The sequence below is a fragment of the Actinomyces urinae genome (assembly GCF_900119695.1).
Classification (GTDB): domain Bacteria; phylum Actinomycetota; class Actinomycetes; order Actinomycetales; family Actinomycetaceae; genus Gleimia; species Gleimia urinae.
On the sequence record NZ_LT632547.1, the window covers coordinates 436370 to 453877 of the forward strand.

Annotated in this window: 16 protein-coding genes; 8 read left to right on the forward strand and 8 right to left on the reverse strand. The window is 57.3% G+C overall.

Translation table 11 applies throughout. From position 1 onward, the window contains the following. The first annotated feature begins 110 nt into the window (after positions 1-110). A complete protein-coding gene (locus tag BQ7114_RS03295; RefSeq protein ID WP_072341918.1) occupies positions 111-983 on the forward strand; it encodes a DUF3097 domain-containing protein in 873 nt (290 codons plus the stop codon). Between the two features lie 13 nt (positions 984-996). On the opposite strand, the gene hemW is transcribed toward BQ7114_RS03295, so the two are convergent. The 4 genes from hemW to BQ7114_RS03315 form a co-directional block, all read right to left on the reverse strand. Continuing rightward, complete coding sequence (gene hemW, locus BQ7114_RS03300; RefSeq protein ID WP_072341920.1) at positions 997-2331, reverse strand: radical SAM family heme chaperone HemW; 1335 nt, start codon at positions 2329-2331, stop codon at positions 997-999. Next, positions 2328-3101 (reverse strand): tRNA (guanosine(46)-N7)-methyltransferase TrmB, encoded by a 774-nt coding sequence (trmB, locus tag BQ7114_RS03305; protein WP_072341924.1) that lies wholly within the window; start codon positions 3099-3101, stop codon positions 2328-2330. Before trmB ends, hemW begins: the two co-directional genes overlap by 4 nt. Before the next feature lie 8 nt (positions 3102-3109). After that, positions 3110-4954 (reverse strand): translation elongation factor 4, encoded by a 1845-nt coding sequence (gene lepA / locus BQ7114_RS03310; protein WP_072341927.1) that lies wholly within the window; start codon positions 4952-4954, stop codon positions 3110-3112. A 110-nt stretch (positions 4955-5064) separates the two neighbouring features. Continuing rightward, positions 5065-5898, reverse strand: coding sequence for a hypothetical protein (locus BQ7114_RS03315; protein ID WP_143236784.1), 834 nt, complete (start codon positions 5896-5898; stop codon positions 5065-5067). An 81-nt stretch (positions 5899-5979) separates the two neighbouring features. On the opposite strand from BQ7114_RS03315, the gene BQ7114_RS03320 reads away from it, so the two are divergent. Both BQ7114_RS03320 and rpsT read left to right on the forward strand, forming a co-directional pair. Then, positions 5980-6687 carry an ABC transporter ATP-binding protein gene (locus tag BQ7114_RS03320; RefSeq protein WP_072341932.1) on the forward strand — a complete coding sequence of 236 codons (708 nt, stop codon included), beginning with the start codon at positions 5980-5982 and terminating at the stop codon, positions 6685-6687. 249 nt (positions 6688-6936) lie between these two features. Next, entirely contained in the window at positions 6937-7200 is a 264-nt protein-coding gene (gene rpsT, locus BQ7114_RS03325) for a 30S ribosomal protein S20 (protein ID WP_034508104.1), read from the forward strand. 147 nt (positions 7201-7347) lie between these two features. Here rpsT and holA read toward each other — a convergent pair whose 3' ends face one another. Then, positions 7348-8319, reverse strand: coding sequence for a DNA polymerase III subunit delta (holA, locus tag BQ7114_RS03330; protein ID WP_072341935.1), 972 nt, complete (start codon positions 8317-8319; stop codon positions 7348-7350). Positions 8320-8424: 105 nt separating this feature from the next. Here holA and BQ7114_RS03335 point away from each other — a divergent pair, with 105 nt between their 5' ends. Then, complete coding sequence (locus BQ7114_RS03335; protein ID WP_072341939.1) at positions 8425-9258, forward strand: aldo/keto reductase; 834 nt, start codon at positions 8425-8427, stop codon at positions 9256-9258. Here BQ7114_RS03335 and BQ7114_RS03340 read toward each other — a convergent pair. After that, complete coding sequence (locus tag BQ7114_RS03340; protein ID WP_072341942.1) at positions 9214-10710, reverse strand: ComEC/Rec2 family competence protein; 1497 nt, start codon at positions 10708-10710, stop codon at positions 9214-9216. The two genes, BQ7114_RS03335 and BQ7114_RS03340, sit on opposite strands and share 45 nt — an antisense overlap. Continuing rightward, positions 10701-11483, reverse strand: coding sequence for a ComEA family DNA-binding protein (locus BQ7114_RS03345; protein WP_083431721.1), 783 nt, complete (start codon positions 11481-11483; stop codon positions 10701-10703). Before BQ7114_RS03345 ends, BQ7114_RS03340 begins: the two co-directional genes overlap by 10 nt. Positions 11484-11582: 99 nt before the next feature. Here BQ7114_RS03345 and proC point away from each other — a divergent pair, with 99 nt between their 5' ends. Continuing rightward, positions 11583-12392 carry a pyrroline-5-carboxylate reductase gene (proC, locus tag BQ7114_RS03350; RefSeq protein WP_072341948.1) on the forward strand — a complete coding sequence of 270 codons (810 nt, stop codon included), beginning with the start codon at positions 11583-11585 and terminating at the stop codon, positions 12390-12392. Positions 12393-12550: 158 nt separating this feature from the next. Here the strand turns inward: proC and betT are convergent, their stop codons facing one another. Further along, complete coding sequence (gene betT, locus BQ7114_RS03355; protein ID WP_072344728.1) at positions 12551-14605, reverse strand: choline BCCT transporter BetT; 2055 nt, start codon at positions 14603-14605, stop codon at positions 12551-12553. Between the two features lie 107 nt (positions 14606-14712). Here betT and BQ7114_RS03360 point away from each other — a divergent pair, with 107 nt between their 5' ends. From BQ7114_RS03360 to BQ7114_RS03370, 3 genes are read left to right on the forward strand one after another with little or no spacing between them, the layout of a single operon-like run. Continuing rightward, positions 14713-15630: a metal ABC transporter substrate-binding protein gene (locus BQ7114_RS03360; protein ID WP_072341951.1), complete on the forward strand. Its 918-nt coding sequence runs from the start codon at positions 14713-14715 to the stop codon at positions 15628-15630. A 2-nt stretch (positions 15631-15632) separates the two neighbouring features. After that, positions 15633-16394, forward strand: a complete 762-nt coding sequence (locus tag BQ7114_RS03365; protein WP_083431723.1) for a metal ABC transporter ATP-binding protein — start codon at positions 15633-15635, stop codon at positions 16392-16394. Next, a complete protein-coding gene (locus BQ7114_RS03370; protein ID WP_072341953.1) occupies positions 16391-17272 on the forward strand; it encodes a metal ABC transporter permease in 882 nt (293 codons plus the stop codon). The genes BQ7114_RS03365 and BQ7114_RS03370 overlap by 4 nt, the downstream gene beginning before the upstream one ends. Positions 17273-17508 lie beyond the last annotated feature (236 nt).

Consider the following 17508-nt stretch of genomic DNA (forward strand, 5'->3'; position numbering starts at 1 on the left):
CAAACGCAAGACACTTGTTTTAAGTTGGTATTGATCACCTTTTGGCTCTTCCTTAGCGTAGCGCGCATGCCTTCCGCGATTTCTTGGCGCTTTTCGCTTAGTCTTCCAGTGTGATTGACCGCTACGGATCCGATGTTTTAGCTTCCGACCCTCACCGCGACGGGCCGTTTGCAACCCGCCCTCGACAAGTTCCAATGCCGGCCGAGCGTGGCCTGGTAGTAGAAGACCCTGTATCCGGGTTTGTAGGTGCTGTCATTCGAGTGGAAAAGTCCGGCGGAATGCACATTGTGGAGATGGAGGACAGGCGGGGACGGCGCCGCTCCTACCCCCTCGGCGGTGGCTTTTGGGTGAATGGCAAGCCAGTTGAGTTAGTTGCGCCCGCACCCAAAGCGGCTCCAGAGGCCAAACTTACGGCCTCGGGCTCGAAAGCAGTGAAGCTAAAGAGGGCTCGCGTGGCGGTGCCATCACGGATTTTCGTGGAGGGCACGCACGATGCCGAACTGGTGGAGAAGGTGTGGGGTGATGACCTGCGTGTGGAGGGCGTAGCTGTAGAGTACCTAGAGGGCGTGGACAACCTAGTGGATGTGCTGGAGGTTTTCGGCCCCTCACCTACTTCTCGGGCAGGAGTTCTGGTGGATCACCTCGTGAGCGGATCCAAGGAATCCCGCATCGCGAGTGCCGTGATGCAGCGTTGGCCGGGCGATGTCCTAGTGGTCGGACACCCATTTGTGGACATATGGCAGGCGGTGAAACCAGCGCGTGTAGGTTTGAAAGCTTGGCCGAGCATTCCGCGCGGCACCGATATTAAAGTGGGAACGTTGCGCGCCCTGGGCTTGCCCCACGAGACCCGCGAAGACATTGGCCTGGGTTGGAAGGCGATTTTGGAGCGCGTGCGAGACTATCGCGACCTCGAGCCCGCACTACTTGGCCGCGTTGAAGAGTTGATTGACTTTGTCACGGTTGGCGGAGCCGAGCAGATCTGAGGTCCGGGAAAACCTACACCGTGAGCTCGCGCGTCACGTAGTCTGCCAGCAAGCGGCCTGTGAGCGTTAGCTTCACGATCCCCGCTGCCGCGGCCGCCTCTTCGATCAAACCTTCATTTAAAAGAGTAGGCACGCGCCCACTAATCTGCGGGGAAACACTGGAAATTGGTATCCCATCAGCGGTGCGGATGCGGAGCATGACGGCTTCGAGGGCGCGGTCAGAATCGTCCAAGATTTCACCTGCCTGCGCGGGAGATGCGAGGGGTACCAAGGAGCTGGAGGCGGCTCCGGTGTCTAAGCCTGGAAAGACATCGTGCATGCCGGCGGGACGCCCTCCAAGTTTTGCAGAGCCGCCCGCGAGTGCATCGGCCCATGCGCGCGGATGCTTGCGGTTCCACCAGCGCACGTCACCCACGTGCGAGTGCGCTCCAGGCCCGATCCCCCACCAGTCCCAGTCGAACCAGTAAGCCAGATTATGACGCGAAGCGTGTCGCAGATTGGTGCTGCCGGCTACCTCGTCATCCTCTAGCTTTGCCCAGTTTGAAATCTCGTACCACGCGTATCCTGCCTGCTCCAAGAGCGAGTCTGCTAGTTCGTATTTTTCGGCTTCGTCATCCGGGTCGGGCGTGGCGAGTTCGCCGCGCCTGACTTGCGCCCACATTTTCGTGCCTTCTTCAATGACGAGGGCATAGCAAGAAATATGATCGGGCTGCAGTTCAATAGCGGCTTCAAGCGACGTCTTCCAATCGGTAATCGACTCGCCGGGAGTGCCGTAAATGAGGTCGACGGAAGCATCTAGGCCGGCCTCGCGCGCCCATTTCACCACGCGCGGAACCTGCTGCGGAGTATGGCTACGGTCCAGGGTTCGAAGCACGTGCAAGGCCGCTGATTGCATTCCGAAAGACACGCGCGTAACGCCGGCGCGAGCAAGTTGTTCGAGGCCGGCCTGGTCGATTGTGTCCGGGTTAGCCTCTACGGTCACTTCCGCGCTTTGATCAAGGACAAAGTTGTCTTTTACATCCTGCAGGATCTGACCGATTTGACCCGCCCTAAGCAAGGTTGGGGTGCCTCCACCAAAAAAGATGGATTTAACCGGTTCGTGGTCGAAAAGGCGCAGCCTATCTGCGGCAAGCTTCACTTCTTTTCGTACCGAGTGGTGATAGCTATCCCTATCGGCGCCTTGGCCAAACCCAACGGTGTAGGTGTTGAAATCGCAATAGCCACAACGAACCGTGCAAAACGGTACATGAATGTAGAGGGCCAAGTTTTTGCTTGGCTTCCCAACGAGCTGCGGGTCAAGGTGACCATCTCTAGGCCACAAAACGCCGTCCGGCAGCTGCGGACTCAATTGGATTCCCCACGCGGCAAGCGACGTACCACGAGGTCATGGGCGCCGCGCCCCTCTATCTGCCCACGTTCCTCAAAACGCGTCAAGACGCGATCTTCAAAGCGAGGAGCAAAACCTCCTCTTTCCGGCTGCGGATCTTCTGGATCTGGGCGCTCACCCAAGTGAGGATTTTCGAGGTATTCACACGCCTCGACCACGTCACGCATTTGCCACGCGTAGTCGTCCCAATCGGTGGCTAGGCGCCAAACTCCACCGTCTTCCAGAAGATTCGCAATGGTCAAAGCAAAAGCGTCATTGACCAGGCGGCGCTTGCGATGGCGCGCCTTCCTCCACGGATCAGGGAAGAACGTCCAAACCTCAGCGGCAGCGGCCTGCGGCATCATGATGGGAAGAGCCTGCGCGGCGTCAACCTCGATGAAACGAATGTTATCTACGCCCTGCGAAACCGCTCGCGAAATACCTTTCGCAATGCCCTGCGCCCACACTTCCACGCCCAGTAGATTGACCTGCGGATGCTCCTTGGCATAGGCGACGATCTGCTCACCATTGCCCGTGCCGACCTCAACGATCAGAGGTGCTTGCCTACCAAACTCGCCGGCCACGTCAAGGCGGTAGGACTCGTCAATAGTTGTGTATCCCCCATCGCGCGGCACCTCGATCACATACTTATCCGCATGCTTTTCGAGGGTGCGCTGGGTGGATGCGTGTAGCGTGCGACCACGGCGCGCAAACGACTTAGTGCGCGCCATGTAAGGCGTGTCTTGCGCCATCGGCTCTCCTACGGCGCCTCGGAAGTGAGGGCAGAGATGAACGCTTCTTGCGGAACGTCCACGCGCCCAATCGACTTCATGCGCTTCTTACCTTCCTTCTGCTTTTCAAGCAGTTTTCGCTTACGCGAAATATCGCCGCCGTAACACTTGGCCAGCATGTCCTTGCGCAACGCCTTGATGGTTTCACGAGCAATAACTCGCGAACCGATCGCCGCCTGAACCGGCACCTCAAACTGTTGCCTTGGAATCAGTTCCTTAAGCTTCTTGGTGAGCTGCACGCCGTAAGCGTAAGCGGCGTCGCGGTGCACAATCGCAGAGAACGCATCGACCTGCTCGCCGTTCAGCAAAATATCCACTCGCACCAAGTCCGAAGCCTGCTGGCCTGCCGCCTCGTAATCGAGGGAGGCGTAACCACGCGTACGCGACTTCAGCGAATCGAAGAAGTCAAATACTATCTCGGCAAGAGGGAGCTTGTAATGAAGCTCGACGCGATCCTGCGAGAGGTAGTCCATGCCGCCCATCTGGCCGCGACGCTCCTGACACAGCTCCATCACGGGCCCAACGTAGTCCGAGGGGGTGAGGATAGTTGCCTGCACCACGGGCTCGCGCGTCTCCTGCACCTTGCCGTCCGGGTATTCCGATGGGTTGGTCACTTCGATCACGGTGCCGTCTTCAGCGGTCACCTCGTAGATTACGTTCGGCGCTGTCGCGATCAGGTCCAAGTTAAACTCGCGCTCAAGGCGCTCGCGCACAATCTCCAAGTGCAGCAAGCCGAGGAAGCCACAACGGAAGCCAAACCCGAGAGCGGCGGAAGATTCAGGCTCGAACGTCAAAGCGGCGTCATTTAGCTGGAGCTTCTCGAGGGCCTCGCGCAGGTTTGTGAAGTCCGAGCCATCAATCGGGTAAATACCCGAATACACCATCGGCTTGGCGTCTTCGTACCCCTCTAGGGCTTCGGTGGCGCCGCGGATAGCAGTTGTGACCGTGTCACCAACCTTCGATTGGCGTACGTCCTTCACGCCCGTGATGATGTAGCCTACCTCGCCCGCAGCAAGCCCCTCAGTTGGGATAGGTTCTGGCGAGATCACACCGATTTCGAGGATTTCGTGGTTGGTACCCGTAGACATCATCGAGACTCTCTCGCGCGGCGACAATCGCCCATCCACCATTCGCACGTACGTGACCACGCCGCGGTAGGTGTCGTAGACCGAGTCGAAAATCATGGCGCGAGCAGGAGCCTCTTCAACACCCGAGGGAGCTGGAACCTGCTCGACAATCGCATCCATCAGCTCGGCAACGCCCTCACCCGTCTTTCCGGACACACGGAAAATTTCGCTCTCATCCACGCCCAAAAGACCAGCGATTTCAGCCGCGTATTTTTCCGGCTGCGCGGACGGCAAATCGATCTTGTTTAGCACGGGAATGATCGTGAGGTCATTGCCCATCGCCATGTATAGGTTTGCCAGGGTTTGCGCCTCAATGCCCTGTGCGGCATCGATCAGCAACACCGCTCCCTCACACGCTGCAAGAGACCTGGAAACCTCATAGGAGAAGTCGACGTGCCCGGGCGTATCAATCATGTTGAGGGCATACGGCTCCCCTTCAACCTGCCACGGAATGCGCACAGCCTGCGACTTAATAGTGATGCCGCGCTCGCGCTCAATATCCATGCGATCGAGATACTGGTCGCGCATCACGCGCTGTTCCACAATGCCACTGTTTTGAAGCATGCGGTCTGCAAGCGTGGACTTACCATGGTCAATATGCGCAATGATGCAGAAATTGCGGATTCGTGACGGATCGGTGTGAGCCGGCTGAATCACTTTGTTTTGGGCTTCTAAGATCTTGGCCACCCGGACCTAACCTTTCTGAACTGCAGTTACTCCCAATTGTCGCACTATTGGGAGCGCCAGCCGAATTATCGTGCGAACATCACTAAACTAGCGACATTCCCCGCCGCGAGCTAGTGGTTACCCGGGCCGCGCATCGGACTGTTTTCGCGAAAACGTTTGGCCGCGTTCAAAATCTCGATCTGGCGCTCGTTGTATGCGCCGGTGGGCTCCACCGGAATGGGGGCCTGCAAGTCCATGAGGCCATCTGGCTCCGGCTGCGCTAAGAGCACCCAGTTGGCGTAGTTCAAGATTTTTGCCGAGGAGGTGAAATGCTCCTCCTGCCAAATAGGAAGTTCAGCTTCTGCCAGGCTGGCGTAACGGTTCGGAACTTCTACACCCACGCGACGCGCCCGCACGGCTATCACCGACGGCATCAGTTTGGTTCCGATCCAAGCGAGGACGAGGATGGCCGCTATAACGCCCGCAACCAGTCTGATTGTGGAAGCCACCGGCCCGGTCAACCCTCCCGTTGAGAAGAACGCGAGGAATCCAACCATGAATGCCACTATTAAGAACCATTGTCCGTGGGTTTCAAAGGTCCAGTTGAGGTCCACCATTCGTTGCAGAGTTGGATCAACCGGGGCGTCTTCTGCCTCATCCTGCTCGAACGCCTCTTCCACTATCTGCAAAGCTGCGGCCAGAGGTAGTGCGCGATCACTCCACTCCCGAAATGCCGCTCCTCCTTCACTCTGCTGCCACTGCTCGAAATCACGGCGCTCAAACGGCGTCATTTGCGCCACTGCTCCCTCAAAATCGGTGCGAAACTGCGAACCCATGTGCAAGATGGTGGCCGTATGTGGATCGTTGCGCAGCCCGATTGGGCGCGCCAGCGTGATGGCGGGCGTGTAAATCACTTTCATTGCCGACCGCACTGCCGACATTGAGATTAGATTCAGGTTCTCCAAGTGTCCTCCCAGACAAGGGGGCTTAAAATACAGGCAACACAATCAATGTAAACCATTTGCGAAGCGGGAGTACAAACCACAATGGCTGATCAAAATCGCCCCGAAGGTTGGATCCACAACTGGGAATCAAATAGTAACGAACGCGGCTCCCGCCCCCACATTTACGAGGCCCAGCAAAGCCCGGATGGTAGTTTTCATGTGAGCGAATCTGGGGGCGAGGACGACGTGGCTTGCACCAAGCGGATGACGCGAAACATTGTGACTGTGCCAGGCAGGATCTTGGTTGACCTAGCACTGCTTTCTGCGGGTATAACTACCCTGCTGGGCTTCATTGGAGTATTCGCATACGGCGCATGGGGCTTTTGGATCCCCACCGTCCTAGGTGTTGCAGGGTTGGCGGTGACCTTGTTTTTCGCAATGCGGCGCAGGCAACTGCAAGAAGCATTTGCAAAGTCCGGCCCCAAACAGGTTGTTCAAGAAAGTTCTGCTTTAAGCCGCCCTGGCTCAAAAGCCGATGCGTATGCGGACCTACAGGATATGGCAGCGAAGGAGGGCGCAAAAATTAAGCGTGCGCGAGAAGAGTTTTCTTCCCGTAGCGCCCGGTTTTTTCCTCGCATTGAAGCGCTCCAACGAGCCACGCGACAAATGGTTGACCCCAGCTACGACGCGGTTTGGTTACAGATCGATATTCGTCCCACTCTCGCGGCGTTTCTTGGGACTGTCCTTGTTATTCCCATTGGAGGATTCCTGATTGTGGTAACCGCAATGGCCCTGCTACTGGCAGGCTAATCGTTCGACCCGCCAGTTCTGCACTTGAGCGGTTTCTCGCTGTATCAAGACCAGACCGTGTGCATCATCACCTTGACACGGTGAAAGCACGCCTAGTTTGGGCGAGAAACACCTGGTAATATGGCTAGTTGGTTCGCCCTGGTCGGGGCGTTCCAACGCTGAGCTGTTCGCAGTCGAGTGTCCCCCACTTTTGTCCAAGGCTCAGCAACCCCTCACCGACCTTGTAATCGAAAAAGAGAGTGTAAAACTGTGGCAAATATTAAGTCCCAGATTAAGCGCAACAAGACCAACGAGAAGCGTCGTCTACGCAACAAGGCCGTTAAGTCGGAGTTGAAGACGTACGTACGCCGCACTCGTGAAGCGATTGCTGCCGGTGACCGCGATAAGGCTAACGAGGCACTGCAGGCTGCATGCCGTAAGCTTGACAAGGCAGTCAGTAAGGGTGTTATTCACCGCAACCAGGCTGCTAATCGTAAGTCTAAGCTCGCTAAAGCTGTAGCGAAGATGGACTAGCGGAACGACCAAAAGATGGAGGCTACGGCCTCCATTTTTTATATCTAGATCCGGCTTGCACTCAAAAGTGTCCGGCGGAACTACTAGGGTTCTTGGCAGGCTTGGACAAAAGAGTGTTGCCCGCAAGGAATGCGAGCAAGATGAGAACTACTTCCCCGCTACCGTCAGGACGAGTTTTTCGAGGGCATATTCTGGGTCATCTGATTCGCCTTTAACGGCAGCATCCGCACTGGCAACAGCCATGACCGCACGGCGAAGTCGCGCCTCGTTCCAACCGCGCGCATCGCGGCGCACACGGTCAATCTGCCAGCTCTGCATCCCCAGCTTGGAAGCCGGCAGCGGCGGGCGGGTAGAGACTTTTGCGATCTGCCTAACTTTAAGTGCAATACCGCCAACCAAAGCGGGAGCGCTAGCACCTGTGGCCAAAGCATGACGCAGAAGCGTGAGGGCCTCGCCGGCCCGGCCCGCGACTGCGGCGTCAGCAACCGCAAACGCCGTTGCCTCCACCCTGCCCGACTGATACCGGTGCACGTGCTGCCTGGTAATAGTTCCCTCAACGTCACCAAGCAACTGCGAAGTCATAGCCGCAAGCTCGGCCAAATCCGACCCCAACGCGTCCACCAAGGCCTGCACGGCCTCGGCTTCGATGCGGCGCCCTGCCCGGCGGACCTCATCGCGCACAAAATCCATTTTGTCGCCCGGACGTTTCACCTCGTTAGCCACAAACGTTGCCACATTCAGTTTCTGTGCGGCGGTGAGCACCTTGCGTCCTGCATTTCCTCCGTTGTGACGCAACACCAAAGTCACGTCCGGTTCAGGATGCTCCATATACTTTGCTAGGTCGTCAAACAGCGCAGGCGATCCGGCCTCTAACTCGGGGATGTACACAAAACGCGCCTCGCCAAACAGGCTTGGAGACGTGTGAATAGCCAGCTGGCCCGATTCGTAAGAACCTGCCTCTAGACGGATCATTTCTACAGTCGGATCCGCTTTGCGCGCCAGATCACGAAGCTTCGAAACTGCGCGTTCAGCAAGAAGTGGCTCCTTGGACTGGATAAGCACCACGGGAGCCAGAGCCGCCTCGAACCACTGTTTGGAGGCCTTACGATTTTGCGCCATACGTACAGAGTGCCACAGGGTACGGACATTTTTCATCCGCCTGGCCCGCTCCGGTTTCGCCGCCACGCACAGGCCTCTAGTCTAGAAATGAAGAAAGGGGTAACAATGGCAGATATTCCAACATTGGAGCTACTTGACGGCGGCCGCATTCCCGCGATGGGACTGGGCACTTCAAAACACAAGGGCGTGGAGGGCGCAGCGCTTTTTGCTCACGCAATTGAGGACGGTTACCGGCTGATTGACACGGCCGCGCAGTACGGCAACGAGCTTAGCGTGGGACAGGGTGTTAAAGACTCGCGGGTAGACCGCGAGCAACTGTTTATCACCACGAAGATTGCGGGCGGAGATCAAGGAACGGGTGCAACCACGCACGGTTTGGAAGGATCTCTGCGAAGGCTTGGCGTTGATTACGTTGATCTGACGCTGATTCATTGGCCAAACCCTTCGCGCGGCCTCTATTTGCAGACGTGGGAAGAGCTCATCAAGCTACGTGAGCGGGGTCTGACTAAGCACATTGGAGTTTCGAACTTCTTGCCCCACCAGATTGAAGAACTAGAAGCGCAAACGGGCGTGCTTCCCGTGTTGAACCAGATTCAGCTCAGCCCAATCATTGCGCGCAAGGACCTACGTAGTTTCCACGAGAGTAAAGCTATTGTGACCGAGGCGTGGCGCCCCCTCGGCCCGGTGGAAAACCTGCTGGAACAGGTGCTGATTGAAAATATCGCGAGCGAGGTTGGAAAGTCTCCGGCGCAGGTGGCGCTTCGCTGGGCGGTGCAAAGCGGGATAGTTCCCATCCCGGTTTCTTCAAAACCTCAGCGCAACGCCGAGAACTTGCAAGTGTTTGATTTCGAACTTAGCGATGATCACATGCGAGCTTTGGATCTACTGGATACGTCAGATCGGTTTGTTTGGGATCCGATGAGCCACGAGGAGTGGTAAAAGTCTCCACCCAATGTAGGTGACTGCTATAAGTAGCATCACCGAAACTACAGCGATTGCTCCCGGCCCGATTATTTGCGCGCCCGGGAGCTTTGCAAACCAGGTGGTGATCGCAATAATCCCCTGCGCGCAAAACGCCGCCAGTGAGGCTATTTGGCTGGCGTTTCCGATTTGCGCGAGGACGGCGGTTGCGAGCGAGAGCAGGGTTGCCGGCGCAACTAGAGGTGCCAGCGCAACGTTGGTAAAAACTGCATATGCCGCAACACTTCCGTTTAAACATAGGAGTGCGGGGCTAGTGGATACCGTGGCCGCGAGCGGAACGGAGGCGGCATTCCACAGTTTTTGAGCCAGGCGGCGCGATATGGGCCAGCCCGGTGGAGGGTTTCTTTGCCTTCCTGCCGTGACGATTAGTACGCCGGCCGTGGAGAGAGTGGAGAGTAGGAACCCTACGGAGAGGGTGAGCCACGGGTTCCAGATGATCCAGGCTAAGACCACGAGTGCCAGGGAGTTGAAGGGCTGACCTCGTCGTCCTAAAACGCCGCTCCAAGTTGGTATTGCGGCCATCGAAACAGCTCGGATTATGGAGGGGGTGGGCCCAACTATCGCAACCAGGCCGGCCACGATTGCGCTGACCAACGCTATTTTGATATTCCCTCTGCCCGGCAGTAGCGCGTTGATTGTGCCTATAAGGATAGCCAGGTGAAGCCCCGAGATGGCGGTTAGGTGGCTGGTTCCTGTTTTCACCATGGCTTCGCGCGCCTTTGGTGGCAGGTCGGAGTAGTCGCCAATGCTCATTCCTGCGATGAGGCCGCGCGACTCGGCCGGGAATGGCGCGAGGGCCGCGTGTAAGTTCTTACGAAATGCCACGCGCCAGCCGGTGACTTCATGAGTTTCGATACTGGTTGGTTTAAACACGCCAAGCATGGGCGGAGTAAGACCGGCCTGTAGGCGGCCTGAGAGTATGACCTGATCCCCCGCGCGAGCCTCGATCCGGCTGCCGGCAACAAGGAACTTGCCGCCTGGAACCGCGAGGTGGGTGATCCAGCGGCCTTGCGCAGCCTCACGACTGGGGCGTTCAACGGATGCGGTAATGACGCACCTGGTTTTACATGCTTCTTTCATGTCGTGACGAGCAAACATGTGCGCTTGAGTGGTAGCAGAGATAACCGCAATCGCAAGGACGAGGCAAAGCAGGGCAGCTGCCGATACGAACGAGCCTGGGTCATGACGAGCGTGCGCCGCGCGCCGCGTCTTCTGCATGATCCCAAGTAGCACGAGGAGAGAAGTGAACGCTAAAGACACGAGGATCGCGCTAAGCGGAGTGCCTGCGGAGCTAACTACCTGCAAAACAAGCGCGGCGGCAAGCCACGCAAGGATCGCGGCGGGCACTAGACGCAGGTCGATTGGCGCGCGATCTACGTGATCGTTGGGCGGTTTTTGAGCTACTGACACAGCTGGTCCTTGAATCCCGCGAACGTTTTTGGACCTATCCCAGATACCGCGCGGACATCCTCGGGTTTGGTGATACCGTTTTCGGTGCGATAAGCGATGATGCGTTCAGCGAGCGCGGCGCCAACTCCGGGTAAGCGTTGTAGGGCCTGGCTATCTGCCACCGCCAGATCGATACACCCCCCCGCCCCCGCCCCGCCGTTTCCCGAACCCCCTGTCCCAACCGATCCTGCACTCGCATTGCCCAACCCGCCGGACGCGCCGCCTTTTTCTAGTTCTTCATTTGTGAGGACGTGAATGTGCTGCCCATCCGCCACCAGCTGCGCAAGGTTTACCGAAACCAACGCGGCATCCGCGGTCATTCCCCCAGCGGCCTCGACGGCGTCCGCCCCGCGAGCGCCGGCGCGCAGCTGCACCACCGAAGGTTTATTCACCGCTCCGGTGACCTGCACAAAAATCGCGCCCCCGTTACTTGGTTGAGGTTCCGATACAGCCTCGTTTGATTGCAGGGCGCGAGGGTCCTCCCCCTCAGTTTTTATACGTTCGCGTAGCTGAGCGGTACCATCCTCTAAAATCGCATCCGTCGCGGGCGCAGCAATGCTCAGCCGAAAGAGTGAAAACGCCGCAACTGCAACGAGCGCCACGGCAAGCGCCACCATTGCAAAAGGCGAGGGCAAGAGTCTAAGAACAGGCGGATTCGACTTTTTTGCGCTTTTACTAACTGCGCTATCAAAAGCGCTCTGCCTTAACCGGGCAACTGAAATTGCATGCTTCATGACGCCAGTTTGCCGCTAAGAAAGTCCCACCATTCTGGTCTCTAGCGCGGGCGTGGATAACCCCCGGCGCGTTAGGCTTGTGGATAGGAAAGGAGCGCTATGAAAATCGGTTTTATTGGCGCCGGTAATATGGCAAGCGCGATTGTGCGTGGCGTGGTAGCTGCGGGTCTGGATGCAAATGAAATCTACTTGACGGACAAATCAGGAAAGTCCGCTCCTGCACTTGCAACCGAGGTTGGCGCCCACGCACTGACTGACAACCGCGAGCTAGCTCAAACTGCAGACGTAATCGTGCTCGGCGTGAAACCACACGCGGTTACGGATGTGCTCGAAGAGATCACACCAGAAATCAGCGATGGGAACAAACTCGTTATCTCGCTTGCGGCAGGCAAGAGCCTGGCGTCGCTGCAGCAGGCAACCGAAACCAACGTGCCGATTGTGCGCGTCATGCCTAACGTCAACGCCGCCATCGGCGAGTCCATGACCGGTATTGCACGCGGTGCGGCTGCCTCCTCAAAACACGTGGAGATGACCAAGAAGATAATGGTGCCCGTGGGCCGCTGCCTGGTGATCGATGAGGCACACTTCCCTGTTTTTTCTGCTCTCGCCGGATGTTCCCCCGCGTGGATGTATCAAATCGTGGACGACTTCGCGCGCGCAGGCGTTAACCACGGCCTTACAAAACACCAGGCGGTTGCGATCGTTGCCCAGTCAATGCTGGGATCAGCACAAATGATTCTTGATGAGGCCGCGAATGAAGGCGCAACCCCGGCAAACTTGATAGACCGGGTGACGTCTCCGGGAGGCACCACGATCGCCGGTTTACTGGCCGCTCAGCAAAGCGGACTGGCCACGGTGTTGGGCCTTGCGGTGGACGCGGCTGTAGCCCGAGATGGTGAGCTCGGCTAAGTTTGCGCCACCCTTCCCTGAATCGTGTACGATTTTGCCTAACGGTACCGATTCCGCGTGCATGCGCGCCGGCACCTGGCAGCAATAAAGACTCAAGGAGGCGTCATGCTGGATCAAGCCACCCGGCTGCGCCCCTGTGAATTCAAACGAGGCAACTATTAGTGATCCTGGCGCGTTTGGTGAGCCGTCTCATCCAGCTCCTGAACGCGCCAGTAATCTTGGTGCACCTCAAACTGATCGAGCACGTCGTGGATTAGCACCTCGGTGGAATACCCCATCACGTCGTAATCCTGTCCTCCCTGGGGCAGGTGCACTTCCAGCCTGGTAGACATATGGTTCGCGCTGGTCATCTGGCCGCCGTACACGGTGGTTGGCGCGTCAACTGCCAGAATGCGATACACAAACTGTTCTTGCCCAACGCCCGCAACAAACTTGAGGCGGTCATGAATAAAGATTGACTCGTTAAGATCTTCAATGGGCTCGTCACCGCCGCGAATGACCTCCGCCTCGTAGCCCTGCGCGGCTAGTTCTTTCGCAATCAGACGAAGAGCGGGCTCCGCAACGCGGTCTAGATACCTCTTTGCCTGCGCCGGCGAGACCTGCTCGAACGTGCGCGCCAGGCGATCGCGCCAAGACGGATTAACCAGCTCTGCACCCGCCCCCGATATGGTGTTGCGCAATGAGCGTTCCCGCAATCGAACGCTCCGATCGTCCTCGCGAAGCGCCTTCATCAGGCCAAACATGACCAGAACCATCACCACGCTGAACGGCAACCCCATCACGATGGTAGCGTTTTGCAGAGCCGGAATACCGCCCACAAGCAGCATTCCGATGGTGAGGACGCCGGTGACTGCGGCCCAGAATACGCGTAGCCAGCCGGCCGCATCGTCTTGTACCGAGGGCAAGAATGATGAGAGGTTTGCCATGACCAGGGCGCCCGAGTCCGCTGACGTAACGAAGAAGAGCAAGCCCACAAATGTCGCTACGGCCACAAGAAGCATTGGTAGCGGATATTCCTGCAGAAGCGTGTAAAACCCGTATTCGGGGATTTCAACCGTCTTTTGTGCGTATTCAAGATTGTTGCCTGTGCGAATGTAGTCCAGCGCGGCGTTACCGAAGATCGAGATCCACATCAGAACGTATAGGAACGGGATGGTCATTGTTCCGGCCACAAACTGTCTGATGGTACGCCCGCGCGAGATTCGCGCGAGGAACATTCCCACAAAAGAGGCCCATGCAACCCACCATGCCCAGAAGAACAGTGTCCACGCGGCCTTCCACGCCGCGGCGTCGGAGTAGGCGAAGGTTTCCAGGCTCATTGCTGGGAATCGCGTGACGAAGTCCCCTACGTTCATGATGATCGCGTTTAGCAAGAAGTCGGTACGTCCCGTAACGAGCACCCAGCCAGACAGCGCCACGGCCAGCACCACGTTGAGTTGGGAGAGGAAGCGGATGCCCTTATTAATTCCCGAGGTAGCCGAGATCGTGGCCACCAAAACGGCTAGCACCACCAGCGCGATCTGTGCAGGTAGTCCTTGACCAATGCCGAACAGAATTTCAAGCCCCACGTTCAGTTGCACCACGCCAATGCCCAGGGTGGTTGCGATACCAAATATCGTGCCAAGGACGGCCGCCCCGTCAACCACGTGGCCAAGAGGGCCGTTCAAGCGGTCTTTGAAGATTGGAGAGAGCGCCGAGCGCACGGCAAGCGGGAGGCCGCGCCGGTATGCGAAGTATCCTAGGGCGATGCCCATGAGGGCGTACATTGCCCATCCGGTAATGCCGTAGTGGAACAGCGTCCACACGGTTGCCTGCCTTGCCGCTTCTATCGTCTGGGCCTCGCCGATGGGAGGGTTCATGTACTGAGCGACAGGTTCGGCAACGGCAAAGAACATGATGTCGGTACCAATGCCGGCAGCAAACAGCATTGAGGCCCAGGCAAATGTGGAGAACTCGGGTTTGGCGTTGGGTGGGCCAAGTTTAACTTTGCCGAATCGAGAGATAGCTAGCGCGACCACAAACACCACCATGACAGTTGCCATGAGGATGTAGAACGGACCAAACCAGGTGGCAATCCAGTCTACTGCGACGGTTAGCACGCTACCGGCGGTGGCCGGCGAGATCACTGCCCAAAGCGCGATCGCGATAATGCTTATTGCGGATCCGGCAAACACCGGCCAGTTAACCGGGATTCGCGCCGTCTTGTTACTCACGTGTTCTCTCCAATGTAGTTTCGTGCCCGCGCTGATCGCGCCTTCGCGAATTGTTACATTTTTTAGCGCGTCTTGCATTTTTCGGGCGACCGAAATATCTTATTTACATGACCGAAAGAAAAGAAAAGATTGCGGCGAAACTCGCTGCCCTCAGCGCCGTTGTAACGCTCTCCATTCCGTTGACCGCATGCTCTCCAGAAACATCCGAAGACGCAAAGCCACAGGTTCTAACCACATTTACAGTGATTGCAGACATGGCTCAAAACGTTGCGGGCGAGCGCCTCGACGTTCATTCCATCACCAAACCCGATGCGGAAATCCACGAGTACCAACCAACTCCCGATGACATCAAACGGGCCGAGAGCGCGGACCTAATCTTGAACAACGGCCTCGACCTCGAACGCTGGTTTGAAAAGTTTGTGGCCAACACCGACGCGCAAACCGCAGTGCTTTCCGAAGGCATCACACCCATCCCTATTTCTGAGGGCGATTATGCGGGCCACCCCAACCCTCACGCTTGGATGTCCCCCGCTGCCGGCGTGAAATATGTTGAGAACATCGTGAAGGCCTTTAGCGAGCTCGATCCGGAGGGTGCCGATTACTACGAAAAGAATGGCAAGGAATACGCGGCCAACATCGAGGCGGTAGGTAAGCAGATGGAAGATGAACTGCAAACCCTGGAGCCCGACCAGCGCGCGCTGGTGACTTGCGAGGGAGCGTTCAGCTACCTTGCCCGGGACGCAGGTCTGCAAGAGAAGTACCTGTGGGCCGTAAATGCTGAGGGGGCGCTCACCCCCGCTCGCGTGGCTGATGTTGAGAATTTTGTTAGGACCAACAAAATCCCGTCCGTATTTTGCGAGTCCACGGTTGGCGACAAGATGAAACCAATCGTGCAGGCTACCGGCACCGAGTACGGGGGCACTCTTTACGTTGACTCACTAACCGGCCCGGACGGGGACGTGCCCACCTACCTCGACCTGCTACGCTACGATGCCGAGCTGATCACGAAGGGACTCAGCAAGTGACAATGACAGCAATGCAGGTGGAACAAAGCACGCCTTCGGTCGAGCCGGGCGTTGCCCTTACCATCCGCGATTTGCATGTCTCCTACGGCAAGGTTCATGCCCTTACCGGCGTGGATCTTGCCGTAAGGCAGGGCACGATCATGGCGGTTGTAGGCATGAATGGCTCGGGCAAATCTACCCTGTTCAACTCGATCATGGGACTAGTGCCAACCAGGTCCGGCGAAATCCGCGTGTGCGCAAAGAGTAGTTACGAGGCTCGCCGCGCCGGCCTCATCGGCTACGTTCCCCAAAATGACGGCATCGACAAAGACTTCCCCATCACTGTAGGAGAAGTCGTGATGATGGGCCGCTACGGCAAAATGAACTGGCGTCGAAAGCCGCGGCCATCCGACGTGAAGGCCGTAGCGAGCGCCCTCGAAATTGTGGGGCTTACCGACCTGACTGATCGACCCATTGGGGCACTGTCTGGAGGGCAGCGAAAGCGTGCCTTTGTAGCGCGAGCCGTAGCCCAGGGCGCGCGCGTGATACTCCTCGACGAGCCCTTTGCTGGCGTGGACTACACCAGCGAAGCTTTGATCACCGACCTACTTAAACAGCTGGCCATCGCGGGCACTACCCTGCTGATCTCCACTCACGACCTCGCCTCAATCCATAAGTTCGCAGACGAGGTAGCTCTGCTTAACCGAAAGATTTATACAGTAGAGACTCCCGAGCGCGCCCTCGTGGAAGAAAACCTGCTCCACGTTTTTAGCGAGACAAAATGAACATAAGTACCTGGCTGTGGCTAACGTTTGGCGAGATGTGGACGCATTCGTTCATGGTTCGCGGATATGCGGTGACGCTGCTGGCTGCCATGGTGTGCGCACTAATGTCATGCTGGCTGGTTCTGGTGGGATGGTCTTTGATGGGAGACGCGCTCTCTCACGCCGTTGTTCCCGGCATTGTGGTTGCATACATTGTTGGCATCCCATTCTCGCTGGGCGCCTTTCTCGCTGCCCTCGCCTGCGTTGGTCTGATCGGCGCCTTGAAACACACGTCAAAAATCAAAGAGGACACGGCGATGGGAGTTGTGTTCACCACCATGCTGGCGCTGGGGCTCACTCTCATATCGATATTCCCAAGCCACATCGATCTGCAGCACATCATGTTTGGCGATCTGCTTGGCATAACCAATGAGGACATGTTGCAGGTTATGATTCTAGCGCCGCTGGCCGGCATCACCGTGTGGCTGAAGCGCCGTGACCTGACCCTGTTCGCATTCGACCCGGCGCACGCCTCCACAATCGGCCTGTCCACTAAGCGACTTTCCGCACTGCTACTTTCTTGCCTTGCGATCACGGTTGTGGTTGCTATGCAGGCGGTAGGCATGATTTTGATCGTGGCTCTGCTAATAATTCCGGGCGCCACCGCATTCTTACTCACGGATAGTTTCCGCACCCAGCTGTGGGTATCACCCCTGATTTCCGCAATATGCGTAACCATAGGTATTTACCTGTCCTACTGGTTCAATATGGCATCGGGAGCAACCGTGGTAACCGTCTCCGGCTTCGTTTTTGCCCTCGTATACGCTTGGTCCACGCTTCGCGCCAGGGCTGCGTCACACCGAGAAATCCAATCAGCTTCCCAAGCTACGGCCGCGTAATCTCAAAACACGTTCTGTCCCCCTATCTACGATCCGGATGGACACCACGTGGAGATCTGCACGCCAGGCTCCTCCACGGGGCGAGGCACAGAAGACTTCAAGGTAGACGGGTATTATAGCTCCCCCCCCCCCCCAAGAACAAATGCTTTTTTCTGACAAAACAATAACTGTTTTTTGCAAAGTCTTGGGTATGATGTTTAAAGAGAACGTTAAGAAGCCTAAGGGGCTTGACGTTT